This is a genomic window from Loktanella sp. M215, assembly GCF_021735925.1.
Taxonomy (GTDB): domain Bacteria; phylum Pseudomonadota; class Alphaproteobacteria; order Rhodobacterales; family Rhodobacteraceae; genus Loktanella.
The window spans coordinates 318926-334977 of sequence record NZ_WMEA01000004.1 but is presented as its reverse complement, the minus strand read 5'-3'; the positions used below and the strand labels follow the sequence as shown (position 1 = coordinate 334977).

General features: G+C 60.6%; 15 protein-coding genes and 1 pseudogene. 11 read left to right on the top strand and 5 right to left on the bottom strand.

The genetic code is table 11. The annotated features are described in order from the left end of the window. Nucleotides 1–378 precede the first annotated feature (378 nt). Genes GLR48_RS21710 through GLR48_RS21695 form a run of 4 tightly spaced genes read left to right on the top strand, consistent with a single transcriptional unit; the run spans nt 379 to nt 4625 of the window. Nucleotides 379–1017, top strand: coding sequence for a paraquat-inducible protein A (locus GLR48_RS21710; protein ID WP_237065516.1), 639 nt, complete (start codon nt 379–381; stop codon nt 1015–1017). Continuing rightward, the gene (locus tag GLR48_RS21705) at nt 984–1619 is read left to right on the top strand and encodes a paraquat-inducible protein A (protein ID WP_237065507.1); all 636 of its coding nucleotides are present in this window, start codon (nt 984–986) and stop codon (nt 1617–1619) included. Before GLR48_RS21710 ends, GLR48_RS21705 begins: the two co-directional genes overlap by 34 nt. Beyond that, nucleotides 1616–4060 (top strand): PqiB family protein, encoded by a 2445-nt coding sequence (locus GLR48_RS21700; RefSeq protein ID WP_237065506.1) that lies wholly within the window; start codon nt 1616–1618, stop codon nt 4058–4060. The genes GLR48_RS21705 and GLR48_RS21700 overlap by 4 nt, the downstream gene beginning before the upstream one ends. Before the next feature lies 1 nt (nt 4061). Continuing rightward, entirely contained in the window at nt 4062–4625 is a 564-nt protein-coding gene (locus tag GLR48_RS21695) for a PqiC family protein (protein ID WP_237065504.1), read from the top strand. Between the two features lie 125 nt (nt 4626–4750). On the opposite strand, the gene GLR48_RS21690 is transcribed toward GLR48_RS21695, so the two are convergent. The 3 genes from GLR48_RS21690 to GLR48_RS21680 form a co-directional block, all read right to left on the bottom strand. Then, nucleotides 4751–5215, bottom strand: coding sequence for a GbsR/MarR family transcriptional regulator (locus GLR48_RS21690; protein WP_237065502.1), 465 nt, complete (start codon nt 5213–5215; stop codon nt 4751–4753). 82 nt (nt 5216–5297) lie between these two features. Beyond that, the gene (locus GLR48_RS21685; RefSeq protein ID WP_237065501.1) at nt 5298–6656 is read right to left on the bottom strand and encodes an efflux transporter outer membrane subunit; all 1359 of its coding nucleotides are present in this window, start codon (nt 6654–6656) and stop codon (nt 5298–5300) included. A gap of 80 nt (nt 6657–6736) precedes the next feature. After that, on the bottom strand, nt 6737–7183 hold the full coding sequence (locus GLR48_RS21680; protein ID WP_237065499.1) for a GbsR/MarR family transcriptional regulator: 447 nt from the start codon (nt 7181–7183) through the stop codon (nt 6737–6739). Nucleotides 7184–7330: 147 nt separating this feature from the next. On the opposite strand from GLR48_RS21680, the gene GLR48_RS21675 reads away from it, so the two are divergent. The 5 genes from GLR48_RS21675 (at nt 7331) to GLR48_RS26010 (ending at nt 13495) form a co-directional block, all read left to right on the top strand. After that, a complete protein-coding gene (locus GLR48_RS21675) occupies nt 7331–8620 on the top strand; it encodes an efflux RND transporter periplasmic adaptor subunit (RefSeq protein WP_237065497.1) in 1290 nt (429 codons plus the stop codon). After that, nucleotides 8617–11673 carry an efflux RND transporter permease subunit gene (locus GLR48_RS21670; RefSeq protein ID WP_237065496.1) on the top strand — a complete coding sequence of 1019 codons (3057 nt, stop codon included), beginning with the start codon at nt 8617–8619 and terminating at the stop codon, nt 11671–11673. The genes GLR48_RS21675 and GLR48_RS21670 overlap by 4 nt, the downstream gene beginning before the upstream one ends. Beyond that, nucleotides 11670–11969, top strand: a complete 300-nt coding sequence (locus tag GLR48_RS21665) for a hypothetical protein (RefSeq protein ID WP_237065494.1) — start codon at nt 11670–11672, stop codon at nt 11967–11969. Before GLR48_RS21670 ends, GLR48_RS21665 begins: the two co-directional genes overlap by 4 nt. A gap of 465 nt (nt 11970–12434) precedes the next feature. Next, the gene (locus GLR48_RS21660; protein ID WP_237065492.1) at nt 12435–13019 is read left to right on the top strand and encodes a hypothetical protein; all 585 of its coding nucleotides are present in this window, start codon (nt 12435–12437) and stop codon (nt 13017–13019) included. A gap of 23 nt (nt 13020–13042) precedes the next feature. After that, nucleotides 13043–13495: an SOS response-associated peptidase family protein gene (locus GLR48_RS26010; protein WP_336886670.1), complete on the top strand. Its 453-nt coding sequence runs from the start codon at nt 13043–13045 to the stop codon at nt 13493–13495. Here the strand turns inward: GLR48_RS26010 and GLR48_RS21650 are convergent. Both GLR48_RS21650 and GLR48_RS25805 read right to left on the bottom strand, forming a co-directional pair. Beyond that, a complete protein-coding gene (locus GLR48_RS21650) occupies nt 13492–13812 on the bottom strand; it encodes an H-NS histone family protein (protein ID WP_237065482.1) in 321 nt (106 codons plus the stop codon). The genes GLR48_RS26010 and GLR48_RS21650 overlap by 4 nt on opposite strands. 370 nt (nt 13813–14182) lie before the next feature. After that, a pseudogene (locus GLR48_RS25805) lies at nt 14183–14449 on the bottom strand (transposase); the annotation flags it as partial. A gap of 47 nt (nt 14450–14496) precedes the next feature. Here GLR48_RS25805 and GLR48_RS21640 point away from each other — a divergent pair. Together GLR48_RS21640 and GLR48_RS21635 are read left to right on the top strand one after the other, a co-directional pair. Next, nucleotides 14497–15681 carry a ParB/RepB/Spo0J family partition protein gene (locus GLR48_RS21640; protein ID WP_237065480.1) on the top strand — a complete coding sequence of 395 codons (1185 nt, stop codon included), beginning with the start codon at nt 14497–14499 and terminating at the stop codon, nt 15679–15681. Nucleotides 15682–15725: 44 nt separating this feature from the next. Further along, the gene (locus GLR48_RS21635) at nt 15726–15965 is read left to right on the top strand and encodes a hypothetical protein (RefSeq protein ID WP_237065471.1); all 240 of its coding nucleotides are present in this window, start codon (nt 15726–15728) and stop codon (nt 15963–15965) included. Nucleotides 15966–16052 lie beyond the last annotated feature (87 nt).

Below are 16052 nucleotides of genomic sequence, written 5' to 3'. Positions count from 1 at the left end.
ATTAAGTTAACGGCGCAATACCGCGTGAAAGACTCAACACCAAGCAGGTAGGAGACATGTGATGATCGTCCGAGCTGTCGCAACCAAGGATCACTTCAGACTGCACTTTGCATACGGCACAAGCGCTGCATATCCGCTTTTCAGTCTTCGACAGCGCCTCAGATTCTATCGCCGCATGGCTCATCTGCACTGGCACCCGTCCTACGCTTCGATTGCGATGGCATTGGAAAAGCTTTTAGAGTCTGTAGAGGCCGAGGGGCTGTTGCGTCGTGGGCGGTAATCAAGACGCGGCGCAAAATGCACTGGTAGTTCTAGTCGCTGTTAAGCGGTGTCGGTTGTATTTACGTAAATTTATCTCACCGCGGGTTGGACCAAATGATGACCGACACTGCCGTCTTATCCCCTCTGGACGACCTGATCGCGTGCCCGCACTGCGACACGCTGCATGTCGAACAGGACCTGTCGGATGGCGCGCGGGCCTACTGCCGGCGCTGCGGCGTGCTGCTGATGACGTCCGAACCCCGCGCGATCGTGCGGTTAGTCAGTCTGTCCAGTGCGGCCGTGGTGCTGATGTTCGCGGCGATCAGCTTTCCGTTCCTCGACCTTGACGTCTCGGGCCAGCACAACGCGACAAGCGTGATCCACGCGATCATGGTGTTCAGTTCCGGCAAGGGCATTCCGCTTGCGATTGCCGTGGCGCTGTTCATCGTGGTGCTGCCACTGGTGCGGCTGCTGGCGCTGATCCATGCCATCGGGCCGCTGGTGCGCGGGGCCAAACCGCACCGCAGCGCGCGGGTCGCCTTCGCCCTGACCGAACAGTTGAGACCCTGGTCCATGGCCGAGATTTTCATAGTCGGTGTGACCGTGGCGCTGGTCAAGGTCGCGGGGCTGGCAACGGTCACGGTCGGACCCGCCTTCTGGGCCTTTGTCGGGCTGGTCATCCTGACTGTCTTCAACGATCAAATCATGAACAGGTATGCAATTTGGAAAGCACTGGACACGGGCTTCAAGGCCTGATCACGGCGCGCGAAGCCGGGCTGATCGCCTGCACCCGCTGCGGGCAGGTCCACGCAGGCGGTGCCGTGCGCTGCAAGCGCTGCCACGGCCCGCTGGAAAGCCGCGATACCCAAAGCCTGCAAAAGGTTTGGGCCTGGCTGATTGCGGGCATCATCGCGTTCATTCCCGCCAACATCTATCCGATGCTTATCACCAGCACGCTGGTCGAGCATTCAGAAAGCACGATCATCGGCGGTGCTGTGCAACTAGTTGAACACCACAACTATGGCATCGCGGCGATCGTGTTCGTTGCGTCGATCATGATCCCGGTCGGCAAGTTCTTTGCCATCGCCTATCTCGCAATCAGCGTGCAACGACAGCAGATCTTGAAGATGCATCAGCGCCACAAACTATATGATGTGGTCGAATTCATCGGCCGCTGGTCGATGATTGACGTGTTCGTCGTTGCGATCCTTTCTGCCCTCGTACAGTTGGGCGGAGTGGCGACCATCAATCCGGGCGTCGCAGCGCTCAGTTTCGCTTTGTCGGTAGTATTCACCATGCTGTCCGCACTGGCCTTTGATCCCCGGTTGATCTGGGATGCAGACAGGACTGTTTCATGACTGATGAGAATTCTCAAACCAGCCCCGCCGACCTCGACGTGCGTCAGGCCAAGCCCAGCATCTGGCGGCGGCTGTCCTTCGTCTGGATCGTGCCGATCCTCGCGCTGATCGTGTCGGTGACGGTCGCGTGGCAATCCTTTGCCAACCGCGGCGTTGAAATCGAGATCACCTTCGCTAACGCCAGCGGCATCACTGCAGGTGAAACGAAGATCAAATATCGTGATGTCGAAGTCGGCACCGTAGAGCGGGTCGAGTTTGCGCCCGGTCTAAAAGAAGTCCTTGTTTACGCTCGCGTCGACCAAAACATCGCACCCTATCTGGATGCAGACGCCAATTTTTGGGTCGTCCGGCCTGAGGTCGGGCTGCGGGGTGTCAGCGGGCTCGATACCGTTCTGTCGGGCGTCTACATCGCCGGCGATTGGAATATACAGGCCGATGTGGCCCAGGAAAGCTTTACCGGGCTGGAGAAAGCGCCGCTTGCGTCTGCCGGGCAGGCGGGCACGAAAATTGTGCTGCGCACGAACGACGGCAGCGCGCTGTCGGCAGGTGCGCCGGTGCTGCATCAGGGTATCGAAGTTGGTGTGCTTGGCGCGCCCATCCTGCAAGACGACGGTTTAACGGTCGAGGTCAGCGCCTTCATCAATGCCCCCTATGACAAGATCATTACGACCAGTACCCGGTTTTGGGACACGGCAGGTTTCAGCGTGTCCTTGGGGTCCGGCGGTCTGGCGCTGAATGTGGGGTCGTTGGCGTCGCTGCTAGAAGGCGGCATCGCGTTCGATACCGTGGTATCGGGGGGCGATCCGGTGAAGGATGGTCAGATCTTCGATCTGTTCACCGACGAGGAGACCGCCCGCAGCAGTCTGTTCAATGACGCAGGCCGGCCCAAGCTGAACGTGGCCGTGATGTTCGACGGATCGGTCAATGGCCTGACTGTCGGATCAGAGGTCCGGTTCCAGGGCCTGCGGGTCGGTCAGGTCGCGGATCTGGGTGCCGTCGTGGTCGAGGATGCGACGGAGGCCAAGGTCGAACTACGCACCGTGCTGGCCATCGAACCCGGCCGGTTGGGGCTAGGAGAGGATGCCACGCCAGAGGATGCGCTGGCTCTGCTTGCGGATTTCGTGGATCAGGGCCTGCGAGCGCGCCTGGTGACGGGCAATATTCTGTCCGGATCGCTGATCGTTGAGCTGGTAGAGGTCGCGGATGTTGCCCCCGCCACGCTGGACGTGACCCAGCAACCCTTTCCGACGATCCCGACGACGGTGTCCAACATCACCGACGTCGCCGATCAGGCGCAGGGCGTGCTGAACCGGATCAACAACCTGCCGATCGAGGATCTGATGACCTCTGCCATCGACCTGATGGACAGTGCCAATGCGCTGGTCCGGTCCGATGGCGTGATGCAGGTGCCGGAACAGGTCGCTGGCTTGCTGTCGGACGCGCGTGGGCTGGTCGGCGGCGACGCGATGCAGGGCATTCCGGATCAGGTGGCAGATGTGGTCGCGCAGGCGCAGACCATCCTAACCCAGGTCAACGGCGTCATCGACCAGATCGGCAACGCCGACCTGGTGGGCAGCATCACGCGCACAGCGCGCAACGTCGAAACCGGCACCCAGAACCTGCCCGAAATCACGGCGCAGGCACAGGCACTGCTGGAAAAGGTCAACGCCCTTCAGGTCGAGGCGCTGCTGAGTCAGGCGACGGAGGCGCTCGACGCCATCGAAGGTGTCGCCAGCAATTCCGACATCGCAGAAGTGCCAGTGTTCCTGAACCAGTTGCTGGCCGAGGCCCGCAACCTGATCGCCAGTGGCGACGTGCAGTCCTTACCAGGCGAATTACGCAACGTGGCAACCAGCGCGAACCAGATCCTGACGGACTTGACCGCGGAAAACGTCACCGGCCAGCTGACTACTGCGATCGCGGCTGCGGCCTCGGCTGCAGAAAACCTCGATACGGCGTCGGCTCAGCTGCCTGCCATTACCGACCAGCTGAACACGCTGTCGGCCAACGCATCGCAGATGGACCTGCAGGGCCTGTCGGTCGCCGCCGAACAGACCCTGATCAGCATCGACGCGCTGGTGAACACGCCGCAGGCCCGCGCCCTGCCCGCGTCCCTGTCGTCGGCCCTGGACGAAGTGCAACTGTTCCTCAACGACATCCGCGAAGGCGGCGCAGTGGAAAACGTTAACGCGGCCCTTCTGTCGGCCAACAATGCGGCCCGCGCGATCGAGGAAGCGGCAAACAGTCTCCCAGAACTGTCGCGCCAGACCGGCCTTCTCGTTACTTCGACCGGCGAGGTCTTGTCATCCTACGGCGACCGGTCGCGGTTCAACGCCGAAACCCTGTCCACCCTGCGCGACATCCAAGCAGCGGCGGATGCGGTGTCATCCCTTGCGCGCGCAATCCAGCGCAATCCATCTTCACTGATCACGGGACGATAACATGCTGAAACCGATCCTGACACTTTCTGCCTTTGCCCTGATTGCGGCCTGCGGCAGCACCGTGACCCGGCTGAACATGCCCAGCGTGGCGCCGACCGCATCCTTGCGAGCCAGCGTGGGATCGGTAATGATCCGCACGGTGTCACTGCCGACCAATGCTGCGACCGAGGAAATCGCGCTGGAAACCGCCCCCGGCGTTATCACCTCCGACGGCAAATTGCTGTCTGCCGACGATCCCGCGCGCAGCGTGACCCTGGCCCTGACGCAGGGTGTCGGCGACATTCTTGCCGTCAATGCAGGGCCGGACCCGTGGCCGTTCGCTGGCCTACCTGATGTGGCGGTCGACGTGCGCGTGTCGGACATGCTGGGCAGTGCCGTCACCGGCAACTTCCGTCTTGCGGGGCAATATTTTATTGGCGGCGACGGCATTGAGTACTCGGATCAGACTCGCAGTTTCTCTTTAACAGTGCCGATGGCGACACGGGATGTTCCGGGTGCCGTGGCGGCGCAGGGACTGGCCGTGGCGCAACTGGCCGAGGATATTGCCCGCCAACTCGGACGTTAATAGTTCTCGATCAGGCTATCGTCGTTTTCGGACTATGTCTTTCGATTTTCTTTGCGAAACATCATAGCGTTTGGCGAATCTAAGTGATCGCGTGGATCCCGCTGTCTGCGGCCACGTGCAAGAAGTTATTTTTGCTGCGCGAGACTTGCAGCCGCCGTCTCCGCCATGGCGATAAGGGTTTCGTAGAATTTGACGTAGTGGCCCACACGGGCGATCGCGCCTTCATTTTCCGGATCGATCTGCGCAAAGCTTTCGTCGACCTCCGCCTTCGACTTCTTCAAGCCTGCGGCGATGTTTTCGAGCATTTCGGGGAACGGATTATCGACGAGCTGGAAATAATCCTGCCGCTGCCCCGGACGTCCGACGCGCTTGATCAGGGACCGGTCCTCAAGAATGCGGGTCGCGGAGCTGACGCTGGCCTTGCTGACCTGAAGCTTTTCGGTGATCTCACCGAATGATCTGACGCCACCGTCGAACATGAACATTCCCAGGACACGTCCTGCAATGCGCGGCAGGCCATCGTTCTGGGAAATCAGCCCGATGCGTTCGATGAACTCTTCTCTGACTTCGGTCTGGTTGCGGACAGTCATTGGGGGCCTTTTTGAATGAGTTCAGTATCGATGCCTTGTTTCAACAATTTGTTCATGACTGACCGAACTTCAAGGTCATGCGTCAGGAAGGCTGTTGCGACGTGACCCATCCGCGTCCCGTCGCCACCATCAAGGCTGTCCAGAACTGTGCCGCGTCGCGTACGGCTGCGGCCAGCGAAGTCCGCGACGCATCCGCCGCACGTTCCGCGTCAAGCAGATCAAGCAGGCTCAGTTCACCAAGATCGAAACTGCTGCGGCTCAGCGTCAAAACCCGGTCATTGGAGACTTGAACGGCCCGCAATGCCACGATCTCGCGCCGCTTGCGCGAGAGGTTGCTTTGGGCTGTCTGTACGTCCTGCACGGCCGTCAGGACCTGTGCACGCCAGTCCAGTTGTGCGGTCGCGGCAGAGCTGATGGCGGCATCACGACTGGCACGCAGAGATCTCTTATTGAGAACGGGGAAAGAGAGAGCCGGACCGAATGACCATGCGGATGCATCCGCTGCCGTGACCGATCCGGACAACGTGATGGACGGGTAAAGCTGGGCCTCAGCGACACCGACACCCGCTACGGCGGCGGCAAAGCGGCGCTCGGCCGCGCGGACGTCAGGACGGTTCCGCAGCAGGTTCGCCGGCACCCCTGCCGTTGCATCGTTGCCGGGGTAAGGCTGCGCCGCACCTTTCTGCATCATGGTCAGTAGAGGCTGGGCCGGTTCCGCCAGCAGGGTGGCGATTGCGAATACGCTGGCCTCGAACGCCGCTTCCAAGGGCGGGAGCGCCGCGATGGCCGTGTCCACCTGCGCCTGCGCTTGCGCGAGGTTGAGATCGGAGACGACCCCAAACTCGACCTGGCTTTTGACCAAGGACAGCGTGCGGCGGCGGCTTCCGATATTCTGACGCGTCAGGGCCAGGGCCTGCTGGAAATAGCGGGCATCGATATAGTTCGATGTAATTTCAGACAGGAAGGCCAGGCGGACGGTGCCCGCATCGAACGCGGCCGCCTCGACCCCGGCCGCCGCCTGCTGTGCGCCACGTCGTGCGCCGCCGAACAGATCAAGGATATAGCTGGCACCGAACGTGGCCCTCTCAGCCGTGGCGGTGGGTATGTTGTCTCCACCCGCACGCTGGACTTGTGCATCTACGCCTCCGGAGAGTTGTGCGGCTGATCCTGTTTGCCGCAGGCCCGCCTCAGCGGTCACGATACGCTGCAGCGCCGTCGCGATATCGATGTTCTGCGCGAGGCCCCGCACGATCAAAGCGTTCAACTGCCGGTCGTCAAGACGTTCCCACCACGCATCCTGCGTCACGTCCCCCGCATCAACGCCGCCTCCGGCGAACGACACGGCAAGCGGCGTCTGCGGTGCGGCATAGTCGGGCCCGACCGTGGCGCATGCGGTAAGGACACCAAGAGCAGCGCTGCCGAGAAAGAATGATTTGAGCATGAAGGTCTCCGGTCGACGCATATCGTTGCGGCGGTGCGAGGTAAAATTTGATTATAAACGGCAGGTCTCTTCCGGCCCGTTCAGTGATGTCCGGCAGCATCCAGCGCCGCCGCGATTTTCGTATAAAACCCCGCAAAACACCTGAGCCGATCGCGCCGCTCGGTATCTGTTGAAGGAACGGCTTCCCGGGCTTGCAGGATGGCCTCTCCGGACATGCGCGACTGGTCTGCGGCCTGACGCATCAAGTCGCCATAAGGATCCGGATGGAGTTGATAGTAGGTCGTGCGATCCGCGGGATGTGATATTTTGCGAATGACAGAGCGCGACTGAAGCTCCTGCAAACCCGTGTTCACACTGGCCTTGCTGATACCCAATGCATCCGACAGCGCCGGAGCCGACATCTCCGCCCCATCGAACACCATCAGACCAAGGATGCGACCCGATGCACGCCGAAGACCGAAGTCCTGCACGCTCAGCCCGATCATCTCGATGAAGTTTTCGCGCGTCTTGGTCAGTGCACAGGTCATGATGATATCCTTTCACCCAGCGCAATAAGACAATTCGGAACGTTCAGTCAATACCAAACAAACAGGTTGACCGATTGAACCAGTCGATGTAGCTCAACCCGACTCTATCGACCGAATGCCCCGGTCCGCCTCGTCAGGAGACACAGAATGCAGCTTTTGAGAACGGCCCCGCGCGGGCAATCCGGACTGTCAACGATCCTGTGCGCAGCACCGGTCGTGGTCGCAATGGCCATGTCGATACTCGCCACATCGGTTTTCGCGGAAGCGGCCGCAGCGGATATTGTCACGGAAGTGAAAGTCCCCACCGTGACTGTCGCACCGGTAACAATGGCCGAGGTCATCGGCGAGGTGCCGGTGTCCGGGACGCTGGTGGCGCGCGAAGAGGTCCTGATCTATCCGCAGGTCAGTGGCTTTACGATCAACACGCTGACCGCGCAAATCGGTCAGAGCGTGACTGCCGGTGACGTGCTGGCCACGTTGGCCACCCGCAATCTGGATGTGCAGGTCATGCAGGCGCAGGCGGAAGTCACGCGCGTCGAGGCAAGCATCCGTCAGGCGGAAAGCCAGATCAACACTGCACAGGCGGGTTTGACTCAAGCCGAAGGTCAGCTGACGCGCGTCCAGCAGCTCAAGAACCGCGGCGCCGGAACACAGGCCAATCTGGATGATGCAACCGCCGCAGCCGACACGGCCCGCGCAGGCTTTGCGTCAGCCACCGACGGGCTCGCCGTCGCAAGGGCGCAGCGCGATCAGGCGCAGGCCCAACTCGACCTCGCCCTACTGAACCTCGATCATGCAGCGATCACCACACCCGTGGACGGCATCGTATCAGCGCGCAACGGCCAGATCGGCGCAATCGCCGCATCCGGGGGCGAGCCGATTTACCGCATCATCGCGAACGGTGCCGTCGATGTCGAACTCGAGATTATCGAATCCGCGCTGGGTGCGGTCTCGATCGGCGATCCGGTGAAGCTGGATATTGCCAGCGTCGGGACCGTCACAGGATCCGTCCTGCGTATCTCCCCCACCGTCGATCGCCTGAACCGGTTGGCGATCGTGACCGTCGAAGTCGCAGCGGACCCTGCCCTTCGGCCCGGTCTGTTCGCCAGCGGCACCATTGAGACCGCCCGCCGCGACAGCATGACCGTTCCGACCACTGCCGTGCTGAATGACAGTGGCGACACCTACGTCTTGCGGGTAGTTGACGGCGTCATCGAACGTCGTCCGGTCACGGCAGGCCTGATCTGGAAGGATTACCGGGAAATCGTCGAAGGTCTTGCGGCGGAAGACATGGTCATTGCACGGGCCGGGGCCTTCTTTGCGGATGGCGATATCGTCAATCCGATCACGGAGCCTCGCGAAGCCCCCCCTGCAGATGCGGCTCCGAATGCCGATGACGCCGTTGCTGCAACCGCTGCGAAAGGTGCCGACCAATGAACATGTCTACCTGGGCCATTCGCCGCCCCGTTCCGTCCCTCGCCCTGTTCCTCGTCCTGTGCATCGTCGGCATGGTCAGCTTCTTTTCGCTGCCGGTCACGCAGATGCCCAACATCGATATTCCCATCGTTTCCATCGGTGTGAGCCAGCCCGGGGCCGCACCTTCCGAGATTTCGACGCAGATTGTCCGTCCGATTGAAAGTGCGGTGTCCGATGTCTCCGGCGTCAAGCACGTCACCGCGACGGCCACTGACGGTGCCGCCAGCATTACGGTTGAATTCGCGATCGAGACCGATACGGACCGCGCCCTCAACGATATCAAGGACGCCGTCGCGTCCGTGCGCGGCGAGCTGCCCGACAGTGCCATGGAGCCGCAAATCCAGCGCGTTGACGTCACGGGACAGGCGATCCTGACCTATGCCGTCAGTGACACCACCAAATCCATCGAAGAACTCTCCTACTTTGTCGATGAAGTTGCCGCGCGCGAGATCAGTGCCGTCGAAGGCGTGGGCAAGGTCACCCGTATCGGCGGGGCCGAGCAGGCAATCGAGGTCAACCTCGATGCCAACCGACTGCTGGCGCTGGGTTTGACGGCAGCTGACGTGAATACGCAACTGCGCCAGGTCAACGTCGATATGGGCGGTGGCGAGGGCGACCTTGCGGGTCAGCAATTTTCCATTCGCGCCCTTGGGGCCGTCGCCACCCTGAACGAGCTGGCCGCGACGCCGATCACGCTTGGATCCGGTCGCACAGTGCGCCTCGACGATCTGGGGACGGTCAGTGACGGATCTGCCGATGCCGCCAGTTTTGCCATGTTCGACGGGAATCCCGTCGTGGCCTTCGGGGTGTTCCGCGCCACGGGCAAGAGCGACCTCGTGGCCGGCGACAATGCCAAGGACGTCATTGCCAGTCTGGAGGCAGCCTACCCCGGCGTGACGTTCTCACTGATCGACGACGCCACGATCTATACCGAAGGCAATTATCATTCGGCCATGGACACCCTTTACGAAGGGGCGGCCCTTGCGATCATCGTCGTGTTCATCTTCCTCAAGAACTGGCGTGCGACACTGATCACCGCCGTTGCCCTGCCGCTGTCGATCATCCCGACGTTCATCGTGATGAACTATCTCGGATTTTCGCTGAACACTGTCTCACTGCTCGGGATCACGCTTGTGACCGGCATTCTGGTCGATGACGCCATCGTCGAGATCGAGAATATCGTCAGACACATCCATATGGGCAAACCGGCTTACGAGGCGACGGAGGAAGCTGCCTCGGAGATCGGCACGACCGTGATCGCGATCAGCTTTACCATCGTCGCCGTGTTTGCACCCGTCAGCTTCATGTCGGGCATCGCCGGGCAGTTCTTCAAGCAGTTCGGCCTAACCGTTGCCGTAGCGGTCCTGTTCTCGCTGCTGGTCGCGCGGCTGATCACGCCGATGATGGCCGCTTACTTCCTGCGCGACGGCGTAGCACCGGAGGAAGAGGAAAAGGACGGCTTCGTCATGCGCAGCTACATGGCGATCCTGCGCTGGACCCTGCGCAACCGCACCATCACGCTGCTTTTGGGTGTTGGCATCTTCGCAGGCTCGATTTTCTCCGCCACACTGCTCCCCACGGAATTCGTGCCGCCTGCGGACACCGGGCGCACCAACATCTCGCTGGAGCTGCCACCGGGATCCAGCATGGATGAGACCCGCGCTGCGGCACGGGCCGTGACCGCCATCGTGCGCGACATTCCTGAAGTCACGAACGTGTTCGTGGACGGCAATTCCGACACCAAAGCCAACATCGTGGTGAACCTCGGCCAGAAGGCCGATCGCGAGCGAACCTCCTTTGTCATTCAGGATCAGATCGACGCGATGCTGACAGACTTTCCAGATGTCCGCCTGACGGTTCTGAATGAAAGTGGTGGACGTGATATCGCGATGAGCGTGCTTGGCGATACCGAAGAGGCTGCAGCCGCTGCGGCCAAGCAATTTGCGACAGCGATGAATGGCCTGCCTGAAGTCTCAGGCGCATCGACCACATCATCGCTGACCCGGCCGGAAATTCAGATCACTCCGAAGTCCGAGTTGGCCGCTGAAATGGGTGTCACCGCCGCAGCACTCGCAAACACGATCCGCATCGCGACCATCGGCGACAGCGGGGCAAACGTCGCCCAGTTCAACACAGGCACCCGTCAGGTGCCGATTCTGGTCCGGCTGGCCGAAGACGTGCGCAACGACCTGACACTGATGGGCGGATTGCGCGTCCCGAGCACGACCGGCGCACCGGTCCCGCTGGGAGCCGTCGCTGACGTGGCGCTGTCGACGGGTGCGAGCTCGATCGAACGCTACGACCGGCAGTTCCGCACGTCCGTAGAAGCAGACCTGTCAGGTGGGGCCCTTCTGGGTCAGGCAACGGCAGCTATCGATACCCTCCCGATTGCGACGGACATGCCGGAAGGCACCGAGATCCAGAGCGCCGGCGACGCCGAAGTCATGGGCGACATCTTCGGCCAGTTCGCCATCGCGATGGGGGCGGGCATCCTGCTGGTCTATGTCGTGCTGGTGCTGCTGTTCTCCAGCTTTGTCACCCCGATCACCATCCTGCTGTCACTTCCCCTCGCCATCGGCGGCGCGATCTTCGCACTCTACATCTATGGCTCCGGTATTGGCCTGTCGGTCATCATTGGCTTCCTGATGCTGATGGGGATCGTGACCAAGAACGCTATCATGCTGGTAGAGTTCGCCTTGGAAGCCATGTCCGGCGGCGTCGACAAGGCAGCTGCCATGCTCGACGCCTGCCACAAACGCGCCCGCCCCATCATCATGACGACCATCGCCATGACGGCAGGCATGGTCCCCTCGGCCCTTGCGGTCGGGACAGGCGGTGAGTTTCGGGCTCCCATGGCGGTCGCGGTAATTGGGGGCCTGCTCCTCTCCACTGTCCTGTCTCTCCTGTTCGTGCCGTCGTTGTTCAGCGTGATCGACAGCCTCAAGACAAAAGCCCGTGGCATGCTGGTCAATACGTTCGGCGCCAACCAGCCCGTGCCGGAGGAGGCAAAATGAGCAAGTCAGACCCGACGCGCGAAAATTGCCTGTGCAAGGGCGCTCTGCTCGGCCTGATCGCAGTCGTGGTCTGCCTTGCAGGCGCGGCTTCGGCGGGGGAGCCAGCCACGACCGCTGACATCTCGGGGACTTTCGCGACGTCGAAAAGTTCGGCTGATGGCAAACGACCGCAAGGTGTGAATGCGGCCACGACCACGGCGACACGCACTGCCATGGGTCTTTCTACCAATGCTGTCTCTCATTGGGGTATTGGCCTTTTCCTCAATACTCAGCCCCGGATTGCCGATGCCTCGTGACCACGTGCAGACAGTTGAAACCGCCAATGTTCTGGTCGTCGACGTCTCCGTGTCTGGCGATCATTTCTGGCTGCACTTCCCGCGCGGCTCAAGTCGCGCCTACCCCTTATCGTCTCTTCGGCAACAACGGCGGTACTACCGGCGCTTAGCGCGACACCACAGCCATCCGTCGTATGACGCCATCGCGAGCGCGTTGGAAAAGGTGAACCTTTGAAGGAAGCCTCCCCATTTTCACGTTTCTGGATTTGCCGGGACGGACGGAAAGCATACGATGCGTGGTTTGATTGGTGACTCTGTGTGGCGTCCGCCCCAGGGCTTTTGAGCGTTCCGCACCTGACCAATTATAAGGAAATCATTGAACCGATGAGAATCTCTACGTGGACACTGACTGCCATCTGCTGCGGTCTTATCATCTCAACGCTGTCAATTGGATGGATTCCAACCCTTACGTCAGAAAAGGGGGGCGTGGAATTGGCAGGCTTGGGCGCATTTGCGCTGGCGGCCGTCTTTTCGGCATGGCGATTCGGCTTGGACGACCTATCGATATGGTGGCCAGTTCCAATGATTTTGGTCCTGTTTTGTCTACGTGAACTCGATATTCATAACAGCTTTTTTGAGCCCGGGATTTTGCAGACCGCAATATTTAGCAGCGTGGCTCCAATGTGGCAAAAGGCAGTCTCTGCCGGAGCGATGCTGGCTGTGCTCGGCGTCGTTTTACGCTTTTTGCTGTTAGCACTTCCATCATTTTGGTATGGGCTGAACCGGCGGACGGGCTGGGCCTGGTCCATTGCGGTCGGATTGCTGATGGCAGTGGGTGGTGTCATTCTTGACGGAGCCCCACGCAAAGCGGCAGCACTTGGTCTTTATCTCAATCCGTTCTACGGCAGCGTCTTTGTCGCAATCGAGGAAATTCTTGAGATGGGCTTTGCCGTGTCGCTGGTTTTCGCGATCGGAACTTGGCGGCCAGAGATCCGTTCCACGGCTCAAAATCCGTCCAGAACGAAAGATGATCTTTTTACAACGGTCCAGATTTCCGACCACGTCAGATGAGCATTACCTAAAGCGCAGAACGCATCATATTCTTTCCAAGGAATGCCGAACACTTCAGAGATCGACGCTCTCTGTGCCCAGAAACGATCTTCCGTGAGGCGGAGGGCCACAACCCCGCGACATACGTCTGGTTTAATATAGCGGGCCAAAATAAGCAGCCACCATTTGCCCTGACAGGCGACTGGCGGTCCTACAATGGGAACTACGGTGGTGGCGATCTGTGCGAGATGGTGACCAGCTCAATGGTCACGACAACACCGAATGCTTTGGTGAAGGACACCCACCCAGACCGGATGCCGATGATCTTCGCCCCCGCGGACTACACGCAGAGCCTGACCGGCACGCCGGACGGGGCCTTTGCGCTGATCAAACCTTTTCCGGTCGAGCGTATGGTGGTCCATCAGAGCGTAGAGGCGCTGAAATCTGACCACGGCGGCATGACGGCCGCCGGACCGACAGTTCCTCTGGCAGATTAAACGATCAGGAATTCTTCTTTGGACTGACCGTTTTCCAACGCGTCTTTCATCCAGTCCGGCTGACGACCGCGGCCGGTCCAGGTCTGCTCGGGATTTTCAGGATGACGGTACTTCGGCGGCGAAACGGCTTTGGTCTTCTTGACCTGTCCACCGGTCAGCTCCGACAGGGTAAACCCCTTTTCACGTGCAGCGGCATCAGCTGCGGCAAGTGCCTCTTTACGCTGCTTGTCTTGGTACCCGTCGACGGCCTTGTTCACACTTTTTTGGAGCTTTTTGAGCTCGTCCAGCGTCATGTTGTCCAGATCGATGTCTGCCATTTTCTTTCCCTTGTTTCATTGTCGTTCCAATGCGGTGTGCCGCTGTTGCCATTCAATAAGATGCAGGGTCAAGTGAAATGGACAATTTCTTCGGTTTCTTTCCGAAGCAATCCAGCAACTCGCTCCTCTCTCTATATCTTAATGAATGGCCGATCATAGCCACATTTGCGTGCCACACGATTGCCACTGCTAGTTGGATCACGCACCAGAAGCGAAGACACTGCATAGGAACGTCTGATCAACGTTCCCAGCTGCGCTGAGGCTGCCGCCTGAGCGCTTTTGGGGGCGCCTTTCGGAGGCGAAAGCGGTCTAAGTCATGCTCTCAATGCCGCTCTTGCGGCCTGACACCCGTTTCCGGGCGGACTCGTCCTCATGCCATCAGCTTCCGTCGCACGAGGAAGAGGTTGCCGAGCGCAAACAGCGTGAAGAGCTGAGCCCGGTTCTTGGCGAGGCCGCGGTAGCGAGTCTTCACATGGCCAAACTGGCATTTGATGACACGGAAGGGATGCTCGACCCTGGCCCTTACCTTGGCGATGATGCGGTTGGTGCTTTCCTCAAGTGGATGCAGGTTGCCGCCCTTTGGGGCTTTGCGCATGACGCCCCAGAACTGGCCAGGGCCACTGAACGCGGCCGCGCGCTCAAAGCCCGGCAGGCCTGCGCGATGCCACTGGCAAGGTCGGGATCGTGGCGGGCGGACGCCGCTACCGCGCCTTGGCCCTTTTGCAGGACGACCCCCGGTTTCAGATCGTCACCGTCCGCATGGCCCCCGATCAGGCGACCGCCGCGTTTTGGGCGACAAGTGAAAACGCGCAGCGCGAGGACTTGCACCCCGCAGACGAAATCCGCGACTTTGGCGTGATGGAGAAGCGCGGCGTGAAGGTCGCAGACATTGCCGTCGCCTATGGCGTCACCGAGGAGCACGTTTACCGCCGTCTGGCCCTGTCCACTCTGCCCGCCCCAGTGCTGGACGCTTTGCGGGACGGCAGCGTGAGCCTGTCCCAAGCCGCCGCGTTCACGATCAGCGACGACGAGGCCCTGACCTTGGAGGTGTTGGCCCTTCACATGGAGCAAATCGCCAAAGGCTACGGCGGGTTGAACGACCACACCATCAAGACCCGCCTGAAACCCGGCAGCGTCAAAGGCACCGACCGCCGCGCCGTGTTTGTCGGAGAGGCAGACTACAGGGCCGCAGGAGGTCGCATGGGTGGCGACCTGTTTGCTGACGTGACGACCTTTGACGACCCCGCCATTCTGGACGAGGTTTTCGCCGCCAAGCTGGCCCAGACCGCCGCCGACTATCCCGCCGCACACGGCTGGAAATGGGCCGAGGCGATCACCGACAGCTACATCAGCTATCAATTCGATCAGGACCGCAAATTCGGCAAGGTCTATCCCGTCGAAGGCGAACTGACCGAGGCCGAGGCCGAGGCCGAGCGTTACGACGCACTGGCAGAATTGGCGAACGGCGATGCACTGGACGAGGAAGGCACAACTGAGCTGGACGCTTTGCAGACCAAGAGGAACGGCGACTTTACCGACGAGCAGCGGGCCACAAGCGGTGTCGTGATTTATGTCACCAACGACGGCAGGGTGATGGTCGAGGCCGGTTTCATTCGGGCCGAGGACAAGGCCGCAGCGGTCGAAGCAGGTATCTTGCAGCCGTCGCGCCATGCCACGACCGAGTCAGCGCCGAAATCGCCTATCTCTGACACCTTGCGCGGCGATCTGGACCGGATCGGCACAGGCGCACGTCAGAACGCGATGCTGGACGATCCGAAACTGGCGTTGCACCTGCTGGCCTTCCAGCTTTGCGGGAGGGTGAGCAAATTTTCAGGTCGTGAAAAACAACAGATTGGATCAGGCGGCTGATTCAGCTCGAGACCAGCTGCTTTTTCAACCTGACCGACGCCCGAGTGAAGGCTCTGGCCAACGTTCCGATCCTCGTGATGTTCGGTGACTGCATAGGGGACAGCCCCGCGGGGGCCTGCGCCAAAGAGATGGCGCAGATCGAAGATGCCGGGGGCGACATCACCTTCATTGCGCCTCCCGACATGCAGATCGACGGCAGCACCCACATGTTCATACAAGACAAGAACAATCTCCAAGTCGCGGACATGCTAATCGACTGGATCGACGCGCGCGTTACGGATTAGGGTCCCGACCTGGACCAAAGTCTGCCGACTGAAATCCACGTGCGGTCAAGACGCCACGGTACCAAGACTTGAAAAAGGTGCCAATCA